The sequence below is a fragment of the Enterococcus plantarum genome, from assembly GCF_001730295.1.
Lineage (GTDB): Bacteria > Bacillota > Bacilli > Lactobacillales > Enterococcaceae > Enterococcus_L > Enterococcus_L plantarum.
Map to the genome: position 1 here is coordinate 1 of NZ_MIKA01000014.1, position 20,747 is coordinate 20,747.

A 20,747-nucleotide genomic window follows, 5' to 3' on the forward strand; every position below is an offset into this window, starting at 1 on the left:
GTTTTTTTCCTTCAGCAGAACGAATAATACACGCAACAATTACTTTTTGATGGATGTCTAATCCAGCACAACAAGAACGAAGTACATCTTCCATTTTCAACATTCCTCCTTGAAAAAAAGTACAGAAGAGGCTATTCTACTTATAGAAACAATTTATTTTTATACGCAGGTTCTACGACCTAATGATTGGTGCAAATAAGTAGAATGATCTAGTTTGTCCCTCAAGGTTACTTGGAGAAGAACCTCAATAAGCGATCGACCTACAAGCCACTTCTGTCATCTCTAGTATGACAGGAAATAGCCTGTAGGTCGATCACTTTATTTTCATTCTGTTTGGTGAGGGCGGTAGCCCTCATGAGTGTTTGTCCCACACCCCTCTTTTTGATGTTATTGTGTTAATTCCAATAACTTGCTCTTTAAATCTTCTTCCATATGCCCCAACTCGATTTCAGCAGCACGACGTTTTTCTTTTCCTTCTTGCTGAATCCGTAAAGTCTCTTGGATCGTTTCAACTAAATCATTTTGCGTTTTTTGTAATGTATCGATATCAACGATTCCGCGTTCATTTTCTTTCGCTGTCTCGATTGCAGAAATTTTAAGCATCTCAGAATTTTTCTTCAAGAGATCATTTGTAGTCTCAGAAACTTGACGTTGTGCTGTGACTGCTTCTTTTTGACGTAACAGTGTCAACGCGATCACCACTTGGTTTTTCCAAAGCGGGATGGCAGTGTTGATAGAAGCTTGAATTTTTTCTGCTAAAGCCTGATTCGTATTTTGAATCAAACGTATTTGAGGTGCTTGTTGAATCGTGATTTGACGAGCCAAACGTAAATCGTGGGTTCGCTTATCTAAACGATCCAAAAATTGTGTATAATCGTTAGCGATTTGAACATCCATTTGATCACCGGATTCTTCTGCTTTTTTCATCGCTTCCGGAATGATCGTAGTTTGTAACTCTTCCATCTTCAACTCACCAGCTGCGATGTAAATGTTCAATGCGTCAAAATAATCTTTATTTTTATTGTACAATTGATCAAGCATTAAATTATCTTTCAAGAGACCATTTTTTTCGTGCTCTAATTTAATCGAAATTTTATCGATTTGAGCACCGATTTTTTGGTATTTCGCAGTGATTTCAAAAACGGATTTTTTTACTTTACCAAGCATTTTTGAAAAGAAATTCCCTTCACCAGCTCTAAGCTGATCAGGATTGGCTTCACTTAGACGAAACATCAAGTCAGTTAAAGAATCACCGACTGGACCAATATCTTGTGCTTGAACATGATTTAACATTGATTGCGAAAATTCACTTAATTTGGTTTGTGCTGCAGAGCCGTAAGTGATGACAGCTTGAGAGTCTTGAACATCTATTTTTGAAGCCAGTTCTCTCGCTTGTGCTTGTCTGTCTGCAGGCAATTTATCGACTAAACGAGTGGCAACTTGTTGATCGTTCAAAGCAGAAATTTCACTTTGCTGTGTAGTTGTTAACGAATCAACAGGTGTTGAAAATGGGTTATTTAATAGATCATCCAGTGTATCATTAACTGGTGTGATGTCTTTTGGGTTATTTTCCATCATGATTCCTCCTAAATTTAAAAGATGAATGGATTAACTAATATTAAAAGTATAGCGTACCTATTTAGGATTAAGAGCAAAATGATACAACATTCTAGTTTGTTCTATTTTTACTAAAGTTCCTATTATTTACTAGGTTCAAGGTAACTATTTCTGATTATCAGTACGTTCATTATCTCTGTTTAAGCTGTTTTTAGCAAGAGAAATCTCTACATCTAAGTCTTCTAAATCTTCTGCTACAAATTGCTCATAATCTTTTTTAATCAGCTTTGAAACTTGATCAATGATTTGGGCACTTTCTTCCAATTTTTCGTATGTTTGTTTCGTTTTGATTTCATGATTATCAATTTCTAAATACTTTCCAGTTAAATCGACTAAATTAGGTAAGTGCGTATAAAGAAAGTGATTCGCTAAGTGTAATTTCTTTGGATCTTTGACTAATTCTTTAAACAAGGCTTTTGATACTCGTAAAGTATCGTTACGTAAGTCGATTGCTCTTAATTTAGTAGAAGCATTCATATTTTCTTGCAACTGAATGATTTTTTTTTTCGTAGTGTTCATCGTATCTCGGAAGAAGACGATTTCTTGGTTCGTCATGCCGAGTGTTTCATAGTGTTCTTCTTTAGACTTGGTAAGAGTAGGCAATTGTTCTTCTTTTTTTCCAGACTTTTTCTTTGATCCAGTAAAAAGTAAGACGATAAGAAGTAAAAAAACGACCGCCACCACTGGTACGTGAATACCTGTAATAAAACGCAGAATGAAACCTGCTAAAATCAAATAAGCAATTATTTGGATAAATTTTCCTTTTCTCATTTAAATTCCCTCCAATCATTTATTTCCTCGAAAGGTACTATCCTTCGCTATATAAGCTATTTTAGCACATTCTAGACCAGAAAGAATATCAGTCCAAAGGTTGATTTTAATTATTTAGAGAAAATGTAAGGAATACCTAGGGAAAATCCCTTTTTTTCCTACTTTAGATGTAGGCTGAATAAATCAGTTCACAAAAAAGTCAAAAAGAATTTTAAGAAAAATAGAGTGTCGTGAGGTATAATAGAAGATAATGATTAGGAAAAAGGAGAAATCTTGTGAAAAAATATAAAATCATTACCATATTGTTAGTTGGATTAATAATTTCAGGTTGTTCTGGGCGTAAAGTTGTAGAAGATTTTGACGATGATGACGTTTATATAGAGGAAAGTAGTTCTAGCGTAGAAGAATCAAGTTCATATGGAGATGATGAAGTATTTTATGAACCTAGAGATACCTCTTCGACAAATGATTCAATGGATGAAAATAAAGCAGCTACCGAAGAAACCAAAGAGCCAGCTAAGGGTAAGGTAGAAGTAATTAAAACAAAAAATGGGCATTTCAAAGTAGAGCTTACAGATGGTTGGCAGTCAGTTGAAGCGAAAGAATTAAGTGACAATGCGGATGTTAGTTTAAAGAATGCCTCAAATGAAGAATATTATATGGTTTTAAGTGAAGCTAAAAAAGACTTTGAAAGCTTTGATGCATTCAAGAGCTCTGTTGATTTGTCTGACCTAGGGGAAAGAACAGATGAAAAGAAAGAATCTATCAAGTACAATGGTTTAAAAGGAGAGCGCCGGACGTTTACTGCGAGTAAAGAGGGTGTGGACGTTTATTATACGTATGATTTGATGGAAAGTAAGGATCATTTTTTACAATGCATCAGCTGGACATTAGCAGATCAAAAAGAGAGTAATAAAGCTGATTTGATCAACATTATGAACTCACTAGCTGAATTATAAAAATAGTTGAATAAAGCAACACTAATTAATGGGATTAAAATGATGAGAGGTGAAGTAGGACTAGTTGTTATCTAGTTTAGCTTCACCTTTTTTAGGTTATTATTGGATGAGACTGTACCCATTTTAATTTACTGGTATAATTAGAGGAGACAAAAAGAGGCTTAAAATGTTTAATTAATTGTTAATAAATACAGGCAACATCGTAAAAATAGCTGTTTGTAGCGAAGAAAGGATTCACAAAAAGAACGATAAGTGATAAAATTTCAAAATTAAGGTATTATATCCATAGAAAGATTGGTGAACTTGCATGATGAATTTTGAAGACTTTGAAGAAAAGACGATTTCAAGAAAAGAGATATTCAAGGGACATATGATTGATGTTGTTTTGGATGAAGTACGCTTGCCAAATGGAGAGACAAGTAGACGTGAATTAGTTTTTCATCCAGGAGCAGTTGCAGTCATTCCTATTACAGCAGACAATAAGATGATTATGGTGAAGCAATTTAGAAAACCAATGGAAAAAGTTCTTTTAGAAATTCCAGCTGGGAAAATCGATCCTGGTGAACATGATCATCCAAAAGATACTGCTGAAAGAGAATTAGAAGAGGAAACAGGCTTTCGAGCGAATATGTTTACTTTTGTAACGTCTATGTATGTTTCTCCTGGATTCGCTAACGAGCTCCTTCATATTTATTATGCCGAAGATTTAGAAAAAGTTCCTAATCCTCGTCCTCAAGATGATGACGAAATTTTAGAATTATATACATTAACATTAGAAGAAGCAAAAGCAGAAATAGCTAGCGGACTCATCTGTGATGCAAAAACGATTTTCGCCGTGCAATACTGGGAACTGCAGCAATTAAAAACGCTGCTTAAGGAGGATAAACGATGAGTAAAGGTCCGCTGGTCACTCGGACAGAATTACGGAGACGAAAAGAAGAAGCTGACAAAGAAGCGCAAAAATTATTTGAGCAAGAACAAAAAGAAGCTGATAAAGAGTACCGTAAAAAAGAAAAAGAAATTTCTAGTTTTTATCGAAAAGAACACAAGAAGCAAAAAGAAATTACAAAATCACGTTCAAATGAGCAAACAAAAATCCGTGAACGCAGCAATACGTTAACGAAAGCGATTGTTGTTGTAGCAATTTTGTTGGCCATTGTAATATTTATAGTATTGAATTTATAGAAAAGAGGAAGTCACAATGAAAATTGGAATTATCGGTGCAATGGATCAAGAAGTAAAAAGATTAAAAGAAGCTTTGTCTGATACTCAATCTTGGGAACGAGCTGGGGCAGTTTTTGTTTCAGGTTCTTTAGGGCGTCATGAAGTGATTGTGGTCCGTTCAGGAATTGGTAAAGTCTTGTCTGCCGTTACAACTGCTTTGTTGATTCATCAATATGGTGTGAATATGGTAATCAACACTGGATCAGCCGGTGGCATTGGGCAAGGCTTATCAGTAGGAGACTTAGTGATTGCTGATAAATTAGCTTATTTTGATGTAGATGTTACTGGATTTGGGTATCAACCTGGACAATTACCAGGCATGCCGTTGTATTATGAATCAAGCGACTATTTAAAAATCGAAATGAAAAAAGCTGCTGAGAAAACGGGTATGTCTATTCATAATGGGTTGATCGTAACAGGAGATTCTTTTGTCAATGATCAGAAAAAAGTGAAAGAAATCATTGCCGAATTTCCAGAAGCATTGGCTTGTGAAATGGAAGGTGCGGCAATTGCTCAAGCAGCAGCGCAATTCAATATTCCATTTCTAGTTGTCAGAGCAATTAGTGATACAGCTGATAATGAAGCATCTCAAACCTTTGATGAGTTTATCGAAGAAGCAGGAGAAAAATCGGCACAAATGGTAATTAATTTTGTGGAGCAGCTTGTTTAATTTAAGGTGCTTTTAAGTGGAGGACCAAGTATGAAAGCGTTGATCTCGATTGATTATACAAATGATTTTGTTGCAACAGAAGGTGCTTTAACTACAGGGAGTGCAGGTCAAGCAATCGAGCAAGCTGTAGTTGAGGTAACGAAGATATTCACGAAGAATAATGACTTTGTAGTCTATGCAATTGACCGCCATGAACAACAGGATCAATATCATCCGGAGAATACACTGTTTCCACCTCATAATATTGCTGGTACAACTGGGCGAAAGCTTTACGGAGAACTTGCGGATTTTTATGAGAAGACATGTGAACAACCTAATGTTTATTGGATCGATAAGCGCCATTATTCAGCTTTTAGTGGGACAGATTTAGATATTCGTCTTCGTGAAAGAAACATTACAGAGGTTCATTTAATCGGAGTTTGTACGGATATTTGCGTGTTGCATACTGCTGTGGATGCCTATAATTTAGGATATAAAATCGTCATTCAGAAACATGCGGTTGCGAGTTTTGATCCAGTTGGACATGAGTGGGCATTGAACCATTTCCAACAAACGCTAGGAGCAGAAATAATTGAATAAATGTGAAGGAATTTCTATTGCTCCCAGTGTTTGTCAGGCTTTCTTAGAAGTGTGGTGTGACTATTAGAGTCACACCACACTCCTTTTTGTATAAAATAGCTTAAAAGCGTCACTATTTTTGTGTTAAGTAGACAATCAAGTTATATTAGTAAAAGTATGTTATTTTTTGTAGCATGAGTTAAAAGAATGGACCGGATCTTTTATCACATCCAGCGGCATCTTTCTCTTTTAAATAAGCAATTTTGTGTCTTCTTGTCAGTTTTTTAAACGCATATTCTGCTTTTGTAGCGTCACTACGGCTACTGAATTTTTCAACATGAATCATTTTAGCAGGTAATCTAGAAGGGAGTCGGGTGTATTTTGCACCAGTTCCACTATTATGTTCTTTTAAACGTCGAGCAGGGTCTGTTGTATACCCACCATAAAAAGTATCATCTTTACAGTGAAGTACATAAAAATAGTGATCAGTCTCCATACAACATCGCCTTCATTTCTGGTAGGTAATTATTTTGTTCGTCATACGTGAATAAGGGTGGTAAAACTCGAAAGCCATCTTTTTTCCCTTGTTTGATGCCTTCAATCAATAATGTATTTGCTTCTTTTCCAACTTTAGGATAAACAAAGCGAACTCGTTTAGGAGCAATATTTGCTGATTCCATGGCATGTAATATATCTAAAAAACGATCGGGGCGATGCACCATTGCTAGACGTCCAGTTGTTTTTAAAAGCTTTGCCGATACATCGATCACTTCTGTTAATGTTGTATGGATCTCATGGCGGGCAATTGCTAGGTGAGGATTCGGATTTTTTTGACTGGTTGGTAGTTCTTTAAAATAGGGCGGATTACATAAAACCAAATCCACTGAGTCGGGTTTAACTACAGATGTCGCGTTTTTTAAACCTAATTCGAACATAGTCATTTGTTCTGCTAATTGATTTAGTTGAATGCTTCTTTTTCCCATATCTGCTAAACGGTGTTGTAATTCGATTTGTATGATTTGAGCTTTTGTTTTACGGCTGGCAAATAAACCAACAGCACCATTTCCAGCACAAAGGTCAACAATTTTACCGTTTTTTGGAAAAGAAGGAAAATTTGCTAGTAAGACAGCATCTATTGAAAAAGAAAACACTTCTTTACTTTGAATGATTTGAATATCATCTGCAAATAACTGATCGATTCTCTCTCCTGGTAATAACATATATAATCCCTTCCTTTATTTTTATTCAGTTTAACATTATTTCCGAAGGGATTGTTTCTCCTCCCGGGAATCAGCCTTCCTAAGCTCTTTGATGGAACGTAAGGTATCCTTATATTATACTACGATTAAGAGAGAGAAGAAACCTGTGAAAAAGACTTGTCAAATGCGTTCGTTTTCGGCATACTTATAGCTAGTGAAAAGAAAGGAAGAAAGACATGTTTTTTACATTTATGCGTGGCGTTGTCCGGGTTGTTTTATTCATTATAAACGGCAATGCACACTATGAAAAGAAAGACCGCATTCCTCAAAATGAAAATTATATTTTAGTTGCCCCTCATAGAACGTGGTGGGAGCCTTTATATTTAGCTGTCGGGGGATCACCCAAAAAGTTTAGTTTTATGGCGAAAAAAGAATTATTCAAAAATCCTTTCCTACGTTTCATTTTGAAACACGCCAATGCTTTTCCTGTTGATCGAGAAAAACCAGGACCAAGTGCTATCAAGACACCTGTAAAAACATTGAAAAGCACAGATTTAAGCTTGGTGATGTTTCCTAGTGGAACACGTCATTCATCTGAGTTAAAAGGTGGCGTAGCACTGATTGCAAAAATGGCTAAAGTGAAGATCGTTCCAGCTGTTTATCAAGGCCCGTTATCGTTGAAAGACTTATTTAAACGCCGTCGAGTGACCGTTCGCTTTGGAGAACCAATCGATGTTAGTGACATTGCAAAAATGGATAAAGAAGGAATTGCTGAGGTTGAGCGTAGATTACAAACAAGCTTTGACAGTTTAGATCAAGAAATCGACCCTAATTTTAACTATGAAGTGAAGAAATAGCAGATAGTGTTGCATTTTAAAAATTTTGAGCTTGAGTATGACTTTAAGAGTTGTATTTCAGGCTTTTTTCACTTTCAATAAATTCTATACGTTTGAACAATATATTTTTCCGTAAATTTGGTATAATAGTAAGAAGGACTTTTTTAGGTGGTGGAAACATGCGTTTTTTACATACAGCCGATTGGCATATTGGCAAAAAATTACATGGTTATGATTTATTAGAGGAGCAAGCAGATGCATTCCAACAGATTCTGACAATTGCAAAGAATGAAGAAGTAGAGGTAATTGTCATTGCAGGTGATTTATATGACCGGTCAGTTCCATCTGTTGAGGCAATTGACGTTTTCAATCGCATGATTGTAGAAATGAATTTACAAGAAAAATTCCCAGTGTTGGCAATCTCTGGAAATCATGACAGTAGTACTCGTTTAGAAACGGGAGGGCCATGGTTTGTTCAGTCGGATTTCCATTTAAATACTCGTTTAGATCAGGCATTTGAGCCTGTGGAAATGGGGAATACTCAATTTTTCTTATTGCCTTATTTTGAACCTATTTCAGCTCGATTGTATTTTGATAATGAAGAAATTCGGACGATCGAACAGGCGATGAAAGAAGTGATCAGCGCTATGGAAAAACGATTTAAACCAGATAGGGCACATGTTTTAGTTAGTCATTTTTTTGTGGCAGGCAGCGAAAAATCTGACTCAGAAACAAAATTGATGGTCGGTGGTTTGGATACAGTACCGTTATCATTATTAGAGCCTTTCGACTATGTTGCGTTAGGGCATCTACATGGGAAAAATGCGTTGCAAGCTGAAAATGCTCGTTATAGTGGGTCACCATTAAAATTTTCATTATCAGAAATGAATCAGAAGAAAGGTGTTTGGATCGTAGATACTGAGGTGGATAAATCAACAGTTAAATTTAAAGAAATCACACCGTTAAGAGATGTTTTACAAATCGAAGGTAGTTTTAAAGAGCTGATGGCACAAGATTTTTATGAGTCGATCGATCGCGAAAATTATTTACACATTCAATTGACAGATCGTGCTGTCATTCCCAATATGATGAATCAACTACGTCAAATCTATCCTAGAGTCATCGGTGTCGAACGGTTATTTGCAAGAGAAGAACGACAGAAAAAGAACGAAACAAAAAAAGAAATCAAAACATTAGCACCTACTGAATTAGTGAATCAGTTTTTTTCAGAAGTAACTGGAGAAGAAATGACTCAACAACAAGAAGTGTGGATCAAAGACAATTTAGAAGCGCTTCATCAAGCAGAAAGAGGGAAATAAGTTGAAACCATTAACACTAACCTTAAAAAACTTTGGACCTTATATTGCTGAAACGATTGATTTTAATAAATTTGAGGATTCTTCATTATTTTTAATTAGTGGGAAGACTGGCTCAGGAAAAACGACGATTTTTGATGGGATGAGTTATGCTTTATTCGGTGAAAGTTCAGGGAAATTACGTCAAGGCAAAGAAATGCGGTCAACATTTGCTGATCCATCGGAACCAACAGAAGTTCATTTGGCTTTTTCACATGGGGACCATTTATATGAGATCACGAGAAAACCCGAACAAGAATTGTATAAAAAACGTGGAGATGGAACACGAACGCAAAGTGCTAAGATATCCCTGATCGTCAAAGATTCTTCTGGAAAAGAGCTAAGGGAATATACGAAACGCCGAGAAGTTGATAGCTTCATTCAAGAATTGTTGCATTTGGATGCAACCCAATTTGCTCAAATCGTTCTCTTACCTCAGGGAGAATTTCGAACATTTTTGATTGCAAATAGTAACGATAAGGAAAAAGTGTTACGAAATTTATTTGGTACCCAATTGTATCAGAACTTAAATGAACAGTTAAAGACACAACTGAAAGCTGTCAATAAAGGAATTGAAGCGACGCAACAACTGATTCAAGCAAAATTAGATCAACTTTATTGGCAAGAACCATTACCAGAAGACCTGTCTGTAGAAGAACAATTAGCAGAGTTGAAGCTACAACAAGAAATGATGATCAAAGAACAAGAGAATGGAAAATCAGAGTTAACGATTCTAAAAAAACAAAAATCAAGCAAAGAGCAAGAAAAATTCGTTTTAGAGGAACTTGCCAATACGTTTGCAAAACAAAGCCAGCTAAAAAAACAAAAAGAAGAACTTGATCAAGCTACTGAAATGATCGAAAAATTAAGAACGGAAGAACAGCAACTTCAATGGGTAAAAAATCATCAAGGCTTGATTGAGAAAATCGATGAAAAAACCAAATTAATTTTAACTTACGAAAAAGAGCTGAAAGAAAATCGAACAGATCAAGAAATGCAACAACAACGAATCCAGGAATGGGAAAGTGCGCAACAGGAAAATTCAGATCAAATCGCGGACATAAATAGGGCGAAAGAAAGAGTCACAACATTACAATTCCAAATTCCTTTATATGAAGAGCAGGAAAAAGTATCAAGTATACTTAAAAAAGATTCTTTAGAACTAGAAGTCGTAACGTCAAAGCTCACTGAAATACGAGGAACACAACTCAAAACAGAACAAGAGTATCAACTAGAGCGAAGTGTCATAGAAAGACAGAATCAAATTGAAAAAGAACAGCTAGAATTAGAGCGCCATCAAGAACAATGGCAGACTTTTTTAGAAAATTTTGAAATGCAGCAGCAACTTAAAGCAAAAGAAATCACAATCAATGAACAGTTAAGTACTAAGAATGAAGAGCTCAAGCTAGCAGTCATTGAGAAAGAGAGAATCTATCAGGATGTCGCAAAACAAAAAAGCGAATGGGCAAAAATGCAGATTAGTCGTTTAAGTTTATTTCTAGTAGAGGGTGAACCATGTCCAGTCTGCGGTTCAGTAGAGCATCCAAATCAAAACGAACATCAAGAATTTTCATTAGAGGAAATTCAGGCTATAGAAAATCAGCTGAATGACATCGAGGAAATTGCTCAAAAACAAGAGGCAAAAGTTGCAAAATTACAAGCCGAAGTAAGTCAAACGAAGAATACTGAAGAAGAGTTGAAAAAAGAATTAGAACGACAAAACAAAAAAATTCATTCACTGTTTGAACAATTACAAGCAAAACAAATCATCGCTCTCAAAGAACCATTGACCGCCGAAGGGATAGAGCAAACAACAAGTGATTTTCAAACGTTATCAGTTAAACTTGAAGATGAGTTGGAACGAATTGAAGCGGCAAAAAATAGAATCATTGAATTAGAAAAAATACTCAAAGAGCAACAAGCTAAAGTGTCTGAACAAGAAATAATCGTGAGTGAAAAGCAGCAAGAACAAGCCGCAAATCAGACCAAACTAAAAACAATTACAGAACAATTGATTAATGAGGAACTTACGTTAGTAGAAATAAAGAATGACCAAAAACAATTGGAACAACAAATTAGTCAATGGGAAACTCAAAAAGAAGAAATCGACACACAATTAAGGAAACACAAAGAACATCTATTGTTATTGAAAAATAGTGAAACGCACCTAGCAAAAGAACAGACTGCAAATTTAAGTGAGAAACAAGCATTAGAAAAACAATTTTTAGAGGTCTTAAAAGAATCAAGTTTTGAACTAGACGAAAATATAGTTCGTATTTTATTGAGAGAAGTACCGAAATTAGAAGCTATTAAAGAAGAATTGACAGATTTTGATAAGAAAAAAGATCAATTAATTTTTCAATTAGCCGAACTAGAACAAAAGCTTGAAAATAAAGAAGAGCCAGAAATAACGAGCTTACTTGAGGAAATCGAAACAGTCACAGCTTCCCTTCAAATGAAAGAAGCAAACTATTATCAACAGCAAGAAAAAATCCAAGCAAATGAAACCGTTCAAAAACAAGTCAAAGAGCTGATTTCTTCCGTTGAACAACAGTGGGAAGAGGTAACTGCCTTGCATCAGTTGGCAACGACTGTCAATGGTGATAACCCAAGAAAAACCAGCTTGGAGAGATATGTGCTGCAAACCTATTTAGAAGAAGTGTTAAAAGTAGCGAATCAACGTTTAGGTTTATTGACGAATAATCGTTATCAATTTGAATTGAATCAAGATTCAGGGAGTTATAAAAATCAAACGGGTCTTGAAATCAATGTGTATGATGACGATGCCGGCAGTACCCGCAGTGCACATACATTATCTGGTGGTGAAAGCTTTATTGCGGCACTAGCCTTAGCTTTATCGTTAGCGGAAGTGATTCAAGAACAGGCTGGTGGTGTTTTAATAGAAGCTTTGTTTATTGATGAAGGATTTGGCTCTTTAGATGAAGAAGCCTTGGAAATGGCAATGGAGGCGTTAGAAACAATCGAAAATGAAGGAAGAATGATCGGTATTATCAGCCATGTAAGTGAACTAAAAGCAAGAATTCCACAGCAATTACAAATCAAAACAAACGGAAATGGTCAAAGTCAAGTGACCTATCAAACGGCTTAAACAGCCCAGGAGGTGAAAGTATGAAGTGGAGTATTCCAGAACGAATCGTTGAACGTGGTAGAGAGTATATGAAAGAAGGCAGAGTCTTATCTGTCATACAAGATCCAGAGAAAAAAATCTGGCATGCAGAAGTTCTAGGTAATGAATTGTACCGTGTGCAACTAGATGGAACTGCTAAAGAAAATGATATTTGTGAGTGTCCTTATTGGAAAGATCATGGTTATTGCAAGCACACCGTTGCAGTAGAGTTATATCTACGCCAAAAAGGAACTTCACGAATCATCAAAGCAGATCAACCTATTACCTTTGAAAAACGATCTTTGTCTATTTCAGAGATGTTTACCAAAGGATTCGCTAAGTTGAATCAAGTGGAAGAAAAAAGTAAGATTACACCACTGACAGTTGAATACATCGTGGATGTTATTGAAACCAACAGTTATTATCCAGAATTAGCCGTTTTAGGTGTTTCATTACGCCTTGGCAATCAAGGAGTCAAACCTAAAACTTATATTATCAAAAATATTGGAGAATTTTTCCAGACCTTTCAAAAAGAAGGGAGCTTTTTAATCAATAAGCAGCATCGTTTTGATTTAGTGAAAGATGCCTTTTCTGTTGAAAATCAAGAGCTACTGCAGCAACTTTCGGCAATTTACCAAACCAGTCAATTACTTGGCGCGAATGGAATCCAAGTCAAAGGGAAAATCGATAAACGATACCTTGTACTACCAATCGATCAAGGCCAAAAACTACTTGAAAAAATGTCTCTGATCCCGCACTTTCAATTAAATGATGAGGGAAAAAAATATCGGCATCTTTCATTCGTAAAAGGAGCACTACCGATCTTTTTCGATATCAGTAAGCAACCAGATAATCAGTATAAATTGTTGATCGATGATCAAATCACAACCTTTTTATCTCATTATCAATGGGGATTCAGCAAAGACCAAGTCTACATTTTTACACAAGAACAAGAAGCAATCTATACGACGTTATTACAATTATTAAAACGAGTCGAAAAACCTGAGATCATCTATGAAAAGCCTGAGTTATCAGATTTATTCGGCGGGGTGATCCCATTACTGAAAAAAATAGGAACAGTCAATGTCACGGAAGAAGTGACAGAAGAAGTTGTCTACCATCCGTTAGAACCAATCTTTATTTTTCGGAAAATCAAGGGAATGATCAAAGTCAGAGTCGATTTTACTTATGGCAAGGTTGTTTTCTCAACGGAAAAAGCGTATTCAGTTGCTTCAGGAGAAAATCAAGAAGTTGTTCGTGACGGTAAAAAAGAACAAGAAATTATAGAACAGTTAATCGCTTTTGGTTACCAAAAAACGACGGATGGTTATGAAAAAACGTTACCAGCAGGTGAACGCTTGTACTATTTCTTTAAAGCAGAAGTTCCAACTTTCCGTCATTTAGGTGAAGTTCGCATGGGCAAGAAGTTGCGGGAACTCTATTTAGATGCTGCCCATCATCAACCACTGATTGAAGTTTCTGATTCAGATTCTTGGTTAGACGTGCGTTTTGACATTACCGGAATAGCCGAACAAGAAATTGACGAAGTGTTAGCGAGTCTGTTACGAAACGATCGTTTTTATACGTTGGAAACAGGAGAAGTTCTATCCTTAGATTCGGAAGAATTTCAGCAGACAAGTGAAGTTCTGACCCTGTTACGGAAAAATATGAAAAACGTTCAAGGGACAATACAAGTTCCGAGAAATCAAGGCTTAATGATCGAAAGTATGCTTGAAAATAATACGCAAGCACATTTTTCAGATTCCTTTAAAGAAATGGTATCAAACTTAACGCATCCAGAAAAATTTGATGCTGTGTTACCTGAAAAAATCAATGCTACGCTTAGAAGTTATCAAATTGACGGATATAAATGGTTAAAAATGCTTAGCTATTATCAATTTGGTGGAATTTTAGCGGATGAAATGGGACTGGGAAAAACACTTCAAACAATCACATATTTATTATCAGAAAAAGAGGAACAAAAACAAACAGGAGCTGCCTTGATCGTGGCACCGGCTAGTTTGATTTATAACTGGGCTGCTGAGCTAAAGAAATTTGCTCCAGACTTACAAGCAGAAGTAGTTGCTGGAAATAAATCTGAACGTGAAAGGTTGGCTAATCAAGCTGATCTGGATGTTTTAATTACTTCGTATGCTAGTCTTAGACAAGATATTGACATGTATCAAGGATTAAATTTAGGGTATTTGATTTTAGATGAAGCCCAAATGGTGAAAAATAGTGGTACAAAAACAGCTCAAGCTTTAAAAAGTTTGACGGTCCCACAACGATTTGCTTTAAGTGGGACACCGATTGAAAATAATTTAGATGAGCTGTGGTCAATTTTTCAAATGATCATACCAGGATTGTTCCCATCTAAAACGTTATTTAGATCGATGAAACCAGAAGAAATTGCTAGAATAATCCAGCCGTTTATTTTGAGACGAGATAAGAAAACGGTATTAGCAGACTTACCAGATAAGATCGAAAGTAATCTGTACAGTGTCCTTACAGAAGAACAAAAAACTGTCTATTTAGCGTATTTAAAACAAATGCAGGAAAATGTTAGCCAGATGGACCAAGATGCTTTTAAGAAGAATCGCTTGAGTATTTTAGCTGGTTTGACTCGTTTGCGCCAAATTTGTTGTGATCCTAGCTTGTTTATAGATGATTATACAGGTGGCTCTGGAAAATTAGAGCAAGTTAAAGATCTGTTAGTCGCTGCGAAAGAAAATAACCGACGGGTGTTGCTTTTTTCTCAATTTACAAGTATGCTGTCGATCATCGAAAAAGAATTGCACGACTTAGATTTATCAACCTTCTATTTAAGAGGAAGTACGAAACCTAAAGAACGCATGGAGATGGCAGATGCATTTAATGCAGGAGAAAAAGATGTCTTTTTAATTTCTTTAAAAGCAGGTGGAACAGGATTAAATTTAACTGGAGCGGATACTGTGATTCTCTATGATTTATGGTGGAATCCAGCAGTGGAAGAACAAGCAGCTGGACGAGCGCATCGAATCGGTCAAAAAAATGTTGTAGAAGTGTGGCGAATGATAGCAGAAGGCACCGTTGAAGAAAAAATGAATTCTTTACAACAAGAAAAACGTGAGTTGTTCCAAAAAGTGATCCAAGGAAACGAAGAGCAATTAGCGAAGATGACAGAAGAAGATATTCGGATGATCTTGAGTATCGGTGAATAGAAAAATACAGCGTAGGCTTAGAGAAAAATCTAAGCTTACGCTGTATTTTTTTACGAAAATAAAGATTGGATCGTCGGAAACAAATCGTCAAATGAAGTAACTTCTTTAACGTGATAGGCTTCTTCATTAGCAGGCATTTCGCGTAAACGATGATTGAACCATAAAGATTTCCAGCCGCCATTTTTAGCGCCACAGATATCATTTTCAAAACTATCTCCAACATATAATGTGCGTTCACAATCCATACCAAATTCTTTTGCGGCAAGATCAAAAATTTCTCTTTCTGGTTTTTGAAAGCCAGTACTTTGAGAAATGATAATGTTGTCAGTTGGAACCCAATTTTCTAATTGAAGTTGTTTTACTTTTTTGAATTGATGATCTGTTGGACCATTCGTTATGATTCCCATCGGAATATTTTTCTCTTTCAAAAAATCAAAAACTTTTTTTACTTCTGGATGCATAACGATGTTATCCAGTTCTTCTTCGTACGTTTTTTGGAATGTAAGACCATCTTCTTGTGAGATAGCTTGATATTTTAGATCTTTTAAAGATTCATTAATACGGAAAAAGCGCATATACTCCAGAGTCCATTCATTTGCCATGACCTTTGGAAAAGTTTCATCGCTATGAAGACGAAAGCGGATATATAGCTCATGCATGTCTTCTTCTTTCACGCAAGGAAAGCTCGATTTAATTGCGTTTCTAAATGGTTGTTGCTGGTCATAAATTGTGTCATCAACATCAAAAACAATTGTTCTCATTAAAAAAATTGCACCCCTTAATAATTTTCAGAAAGATTTTCAAAATCCTTTTCCATTGTAGCGAACTTCCATACAAAAGAACAGAAAGAAATTTTTAATTTAGATTAGAATGCAGAAAGGGATAAACAGTTAGAAGGATAGCGAGGAAAAAGTAAGGGGCTAGCAATGAAGATTTTATAAATTATTCAGAGTAAAAAATAACCATAAAAAAACAAATGTTTCGTAATTGGAATATGAATAAAAAAACATATATTTAGAATCGGTTCTTCAAAAAAGTAATGTTGTTAGTAGAATTTTGAAGTGGAAAAAAATGTATACATTTAGTATAATAAAAAACAGAAACACCGATCAGGCCTATCTTCCCCAAGACATAAGCAACTCATCGGTGTTTATCGTGATGTACATGTATACGTATAATTTAACAAATCCTTTTTATATTTTCAAGTGATTGACATAACACTATGTTGAATGTTTCAAAATGTATAAAAAACCAGATCGAATGTCTTTTTCAAATTTTTAATTTGATTGTGTATCCCTTTTTTCGCTTCCTTAATAGCAAAAGTTGCGCTAAAAAGTTATGAAAAGACAGACTAGCTATATAAATCGCTATAATCGTAGGTTTACAACTTCTGCATCTAATATTTAGGAGGGTTGCTGATTTCGCCAATCAAAATTGAAATTTTCATACAGTAATTAGTTTCGTCTAATTCATTGATTTTTGTTGAATAGTAAGAATGTTCAAACTTTGCATCCACTACTTTCTTTGCGTATAATAGTTATGGTGTCAGGAGAAAGGGGCGTTTATGTTAAAACGATTTTTTAGTTATTATCGACCGTATAAGCACTTATTCATTTTAGATTTTAGTTGTGCAGTTTTTGCAGGGTTATTGGAATTATCATTTCCAGTTGTGGTGAATCAAGTTATCGATAAAATTATGCCAAAGGGGAATTTCCGATTGATTGCCTTGGCTAGCATCGGTTTGCTTTTATTTTATATACTGAATACTTTTCTACAGTATATCGTGGTATTTTTTGGTCACAAATTAGGGGTAAATATTGAAACAGATATGCGCCGTGAGCTGTATGGGCATTTGCAGACGCAGCCGTTTGAATATTACGATAATCAAAAAACAGGGAAGTTGATGAGTCGTTTAACAACAGATTTATTTGAAATTTCAGAAGTCGCTCATCACGGACCAGAAGATATATTTATTACGGTAATGACCGTAGTTGGTTCGTTTTACTTGATGCTTCGTATCCACGTACAGCTGGCTTTGGCAACGTTTATTGTGTTACCTTTTATTACCATCGCTTTGGTTTTCTTTAATAAGAAAATGACAAAGGTCAACACAAAAATTTACGATAATCTTGGAGACTTTAATGCTGGCGTGGAAGCTTCGGTCAGTGGGATTCGTGTGACACAGTCTTTTGCGAATGAACCATTTGAACGTCAACGTTTTGAAGGATTGAATCAAGCGTATCGCCAATCTAAGATTACATTTTATAAAGTAATGGGGATCAGTTCAGCATACAATTACTTTTTGATCCGTTTGATCAACTTGTTTACACTAATTTTTGGGGCGTATTATACGATTAAAGGCGAAATTACCGATGGGCAGTTTGTTGGGTTTATTCTTTTATCCAATGTCTTTGTTCGTCCGATTGAAAAAGTGAATAATATGATTGAAAGTTACCCAAAAGGAATCGCTGGATTTAGACGTTTTACTGAAGAAATCGATAAAGAACCTGCAATTCAAGATAAGCCGGATGCACTCAAGGTAAATCAGTTGCACGGTGATATCATTTATGAAGATGTTTCATTTTCTTATGCGGATTCTACGAAAGTGTTGAATCATATCAATTTGCGGATCGTACCTGGTGAAACTGTCGCTTTTGTGGGTCAAAGCGGTTCTGGAAAGACAACACTATGCAACTTGTTGCCGCGCTTTTATGAGGTGACAGAAGGGCAAATTACCATTGACGGAATCAATATTCAAGACATGACACTCGCTTCATTGAGAAGTCAAATAGGTATTGTCCAACAAGACGTTTTCTTGTTTCCTGGAACGATTCGTGAAAATATTGCTTATGGCAAGCTAGATGCAACAGAAGAAGAAATCCAAAAGGCTGTTCAATTAGCTCATTTGGGAAAAGTTGTGGATCAAATGTCAGAAGGATTAGATACGATGATCGGTGAACGTGGGGTTAAACTTTCTGGTGGGCAAAAACAACGAGTGGCAATTGCTCGAATGTTTCTTAAAAATCCGCCGATATTAATTCTTGATGAAGCAACATCTGCTTTAGATACGGAAACAGAACAAGTCATTCAAGAATCATTGAATTCTTTAGCAGAAGGTAGAACGACGTTAATTATTGCTCATCGCTTAGCAACGATCAAACACGCGACACGGATCATTGTTGTCAGTGATAAAGGGATTTTAGAAGAAGGAACACATGAAGAATTACTAGTAAAAGGTGGCCATTATCGTCGCTTGCATGATGCACAATTTAGGGATTAAAAAAGTTGGGGCAGAAGGTTAACCCTGAGAAATAAGAAGGGGACGCTTCTACTCCAACTATTTAGTCGGATTACTTGAGACTGAGATATGACTCGTAGAGCTATGTCTTAGTCTCTTTTTTTTATTTTCGTTTACGAGGTTTTCTTCCTAAACCGATAGCATTTTTCATTCGCTGTAAGGTTTTATTAGCAACTAGACGAGCTTGTTCAGCACCTTTGTCTAGGATGTCATCTAATTCATCAGAAGCAAGTAATGCATGGTAACGCTCTTGGATCGGACTTAGTAGGTCAACAACAGCTTCAGCTAAGTCGGCTTTAAATTCACCGTATCCTTTACCTGAATAGGCTTCAGCTAATTCTTCAACTGAACGACCAGTTGAAGCAGAGAAAATATTTAGTAAATTAGAAATACCAGGTTTGTTTTCCGGATCGTATTCAATAACTCCAGTTGAATCGGTTACGGCAGACTTAATTTTCTTGCGAATGACAGCGGGTTCGTCCAGCATTGAAATAAAGCCTTTCGCATTTGAATCTGATTTACTCATTTTGCTTGTTGGATTTTGTAAACTCATCACACGTCCGCCTTGTTCAGCGATTTTAACTTCTGGGAGGACTAAAATCTCTTGATTTGCTTGTCCATAACGTTTGTTGAAGCGTTCAACAAAGTCTCGTGTCAATTCTAAATGTTGTTTTTGGTCATCTCCGACAGGAACGAGGTTTGCATTATACAAAACAATATCTCCTACCATTAAAGGCGGATAAGTTAAAAGACCAGCACTTACTCCAGTACGACCATTTTTTTGTGATTTATCTTTAAATTGAGTCATTCGCTCTAATTCGCCAATCGTTGTATTGCATTGAATGATCCATGCAGCTTCAGCATGAGCCGATACTTCTGATTGAATGAAGATTGTTGCTTTTTCTGGGTCCAATCCTACAGCTAAATACAGCGCAGCTAAACCACGTGTCTGTTGACGAAGCTTCAATGGATCTTGAGGAACAGTGATGGCATGTTCATCAACGATACAAAAATAACAGTTATAGCTATTTTGTAATTCAATAAATTGTTTCATTGCACCAATATAATTTCCAATAGTTGGTATTCCGCTAGGCTGAATGCCCGAAAAAATTGTTTCCATATAGTTACCACCTTAATCTATTAATAAAAAGTCATTGATATCATTATACAGCTAAAAATAAAAAAAAACAGGATTACCGAAAAAAAATAAAATGTCAGAATTTTTAAACTAGCACAGTTGTATCAGTTTTAGAAAACTGTATTAGTTTAATGAGATATGAAAACGTTCCATTCTTATATAGAAAAAAAACGAATTTTATTTCAATATTTAAAAAAAACACGTAAAATAACGAAAAAAAATATTTTTTCTTGCAAAAAGAGCTAGTATTTTTATTAGAAATTGGGTATACTTAATTTAAATAGGAAAACAGTTATGCTTCCTGTTTCAAAAAAGTGATAAAAAATCACAAAAAGGAGTGATGCACATGTTGACACTTTATACTTCCCCAAGTTGTACGTCTTGCCGTAAGGCTCGTGCATGGTTGCAAGAACACGAGATTCCATTCAGAGAAAGAAATATTTTTTCAGAACCATTGAATATTTCAGAATTGAAGGCAATTTTGCGAATGACAGAAGACGGTACTGAAGAGATTATCTCTACTCGTTCTAAGGTTTTCCAAAAACTTAATATGGATTTGGATGAACTTCCGTTGCAAGACTTGCTAGAGTTAGTAAAAGAGAATCCTGGATTGTTGCGTCGACCAATAATGATTGATGAAAAAAGATTACAAGTTGGTTTTAATGAGGATGAAATTCGACGTTTCTTGCCAAGAGGAGTAAGGCAGTTGGAATTACGTCAAGCGCAATTGATGGCAGGTTTATAAAATGTAAAAGAAAACCTTTGACTGTGTGACAAGGGTTTTCTTTTTTTATT

The 20,747-nt window shown here is 35.7% G+C and carries 17 protein-coding genes; 11 read left to right on the forward strand and 6 right to left on the reverse strand.

All coding sequences use genetic code 11. The features are described 5' to 3' along the window. Positions 1-387: 387 nt before the first annotated feature. Entirely contained in the window at positions 388-1,578 is a 1,191-nt protein-coding gene (locus BCR22_RS07160; RefSeq protein ID WP_181429559.1) for a toxic anion resistance protein, read from the reverse strand. A 144-nt stretch (positions 1,579-1,722) separates the two neighbouring features. After that, on the reverse strand, positions 1,723-2,388 hold the full coding sequence (locus BCR22_RS07165; RefSeq protein ID WP_069654265.1) for a 5-bromo-4-chloroindolyl phosphate hydrolysis family protein: 666 nt from the start codon (positions 2,386-2,388) through the stop codon (positions 1,723-1,725). 275 nt (positions 2,389-2,663) lie between these two features. Between BCR22_RS07165 and BCR22_RS07170 the strand changes: the two genes are divergently transcribed. The 5 genes from BCR22_RS07170 (at position 2,664) to BCR22_RS07190 (ending at position 5,820) form a co-directional block, all read left to right on the forward strand. Then, positions 2,664-3,347, forward strand: coding sequence for a hypothetical protein (locus tag BCR22_RS07170; protein WP_069654266.1), 684 nt, complete (start codon positions 2,664-2,666; stop codon positions 3,345-3,347). A 307-nt stretch (positions 3,348-3,654) separates the two neighbouring features. Next, positions 3,655-4,239: an NUDIX hydrolase gene (locus BCR22_RS07175; RefSeq protein WP_069654267.1), complete on the forward strand. Its 585-nt coding sequence runs from the start codon at positions 3,655-3,657 to the stop codon at positions 4,237-4,239. Further along, on the forward strand, positions 4,236-4,532 hold the full coding sequence (macP, locus tag BCR22_RS07180) for a cell wall synthase accessory phosphoprotein MacP (RefSeq protein WP_069654268.1): 297 nt from the start codon (positions 4,236-4,238) through the stop codon (positions 4,530-4,532). Before BCR22_RS07175 ends, macP begins: the two co-directional genes overlap by 4 nt. A gap of 16 nt (positions 4,533-4,548) precedes the next feature. After that, positions 4,549-5,241: a 5'-methylthioadenosine/adenosylhomocysteine nucleosidase gene (locus BCR22_RS07185; protein ID WP_069654269.1), complete on the forward strand. Its 693-nt coding sequence runs from the start codon at positions 4,549-4,551 to the stop codon at positions 5,239-5,241. A gap of 30 nt (positions 5,242-5,271) precedes the next feature. Continuing rightward, complete coding sequence (locus BCR22_RS07190) at positions 5,272-5,820, forward strand: cysteine hydrolase family protein (protein WP_069654270.1); 549 nt, start codon at positions 5,272-5,274, stop codon at positions 5,818-5,820. Positions 5,821-5,998: 178 nt separating this feature from the next. Here BCR22_RS07190 and BCR22_RS07195 read toward each other — a convergent pair whose 3' ends face one another. Further along, positions 5,999-6,295 (reverse strand): GIY-YIG nuclease family protein, encoded by a 297-nt coding sequence (locus tag BCR22_RS07195; protein WP_069654271.1) that lies wholly within the window; start codon positions 6,293-6,295, stop codon positions 5,999-6,001. Further along, positions 6,285-7,019 carry a tRNA1(Val) (adenine(37)-N6)-methyltransferase gene (locus tag BCR22_RS07200; RefSeq protein ID WP_069654272.1) on the reverse strand — a complete coding sequence of 245 codons (735 nt, stop codon included), beginning with the start codon at positions 7,017-7,019 and terminating at the stop codon, positions 6,285-6,287. Before BCR22_RS07200 ends, BCR22_RS07195 begins: the two co-directional genes overlap by 11 nt. Positions 7,020-7,234: 215 nt before the next feature. On the opposite strand from BCR22_RS07200, the gene BCR22_RS07205 reads away from it, so the two are divergent. The 4 genes from BCR22_RS07205 (at position 7,235) to BCR22_RS07220 (ending at position 15,516) form a co-directional block, all read left to right on the forward strand. Beyond that, positions 7,235-7,855 carry a lysophospholipid acyltransferase family protein gene (locus BCR22_RS07205; protein WP_069654273.1) on the forward strand — a complete coding sequence of 207 codons (621 nt, stop codon included), beginning with the start codon at positions 7,235-7,237 and terminating at the stop codon, positions 7,853-7,855. Between the two features lie 158 nt (positions 7,856-8,013). Further along, positions 8,014-9,153 carry an exonuclease SbcCD subunit D gene (locus BCR22_RS07210; RefSeq protein ID WP_069654274.1) on the forward strand — a complete coding sequence of 380 codons (1,140 nt, stop codon included), beginning with the start codon at positions 8,014-8,016 and terminating at the stop codon, positions 9,151-9,153. A 1-nt stretch (position 9,154) separates the two neighbouring features. Then, positions 9,155-12,298, forward strand: coding sequence for an AAA family ATPase (locus BCR22_RS16080; RefSeq protein ID WP_069654275.1), 3,144 nt, complete (start codon positions 9,155-9,157; stop codon positions 12,296-12,298). A gap of 20 nt (positions 12,299-12,318) precedes the next feature. Next, a complete protein-coding gene (locus BCR22_RS07220) occupies positions 12,319-15,516 on the forward strand; it encodes a DEAD/DEAH box helicase (RefSeq protein ID WP_069654276.1) in 3,198 nt (1,065 codons plus the stop codon). 50 nt (positions 15,517-15,566) lie between these two features. On the opposite strand, the gene BCR22_RS07225 is transcribed toward BCR22_RS07220, so the two are convergent. After that, on the reverse strand, positions 15,567-16,277 hold the full coding sequence (locus tag BCR22_RS07225; RefSeq protein WP_069654277.1) for an HAD family hydrolase: 711 nt from the start codon (positions 16,275-16,277) through the stop codon (positions 15,567-15,569). Between the two features lie 803 nt (positions 16,278-17,080). On the opposite strand from BCR22_RS07225, the gene BCR22_RS07230 reads away from it, so the two are divergent. After that, positions 17,081-18,796, forward strand: coding sequence for an ABC transporter ATP-binding protein (locus BCR22_RS07230; RefSeq protein ID WP_069654278.1), 1,716 nt, complete (start codon positions 17,081-17,083; stop codon positions 18,794-18,796). A gap of 121 nt (positions 18,797-18,917) precedes the next feature. Here BCR22_RS07230 and trpS read toward each other — a convergent pair whose 3' ends face one another. Further along, on the reverse strand, positions 18,918-19,934 hold the full coding sequence (gene trpS, locus BCR22_RS07235) for a tryptophan--tRNA ligase (RefSeq protein ID WP_069654279.1): 1,017 nt from the start codon (positions 19,932-19,934) through the stop codon (positions 18,918-18,920). Positions 19,935-20,298: 364 nt separating this feature from the next. Here trpS and spxA point away from each other — a divergent pair, with 364 nt between their 5' ends. Beyond that, on the forward strand, positions 20,299-20,697 hold the full coding sequence (gene spxA, locus BCR22_RS07240) for a transcriptional regulator SpxA (RefSeq protein ID WP_069654280.1): 399 nt from the start codon (positions 20,299-20,301) through the stop codon (positions 20,695-20,697). The last annotated feature ends 50 nt before the right edge of the window (positions 20,698-20,747 follow it).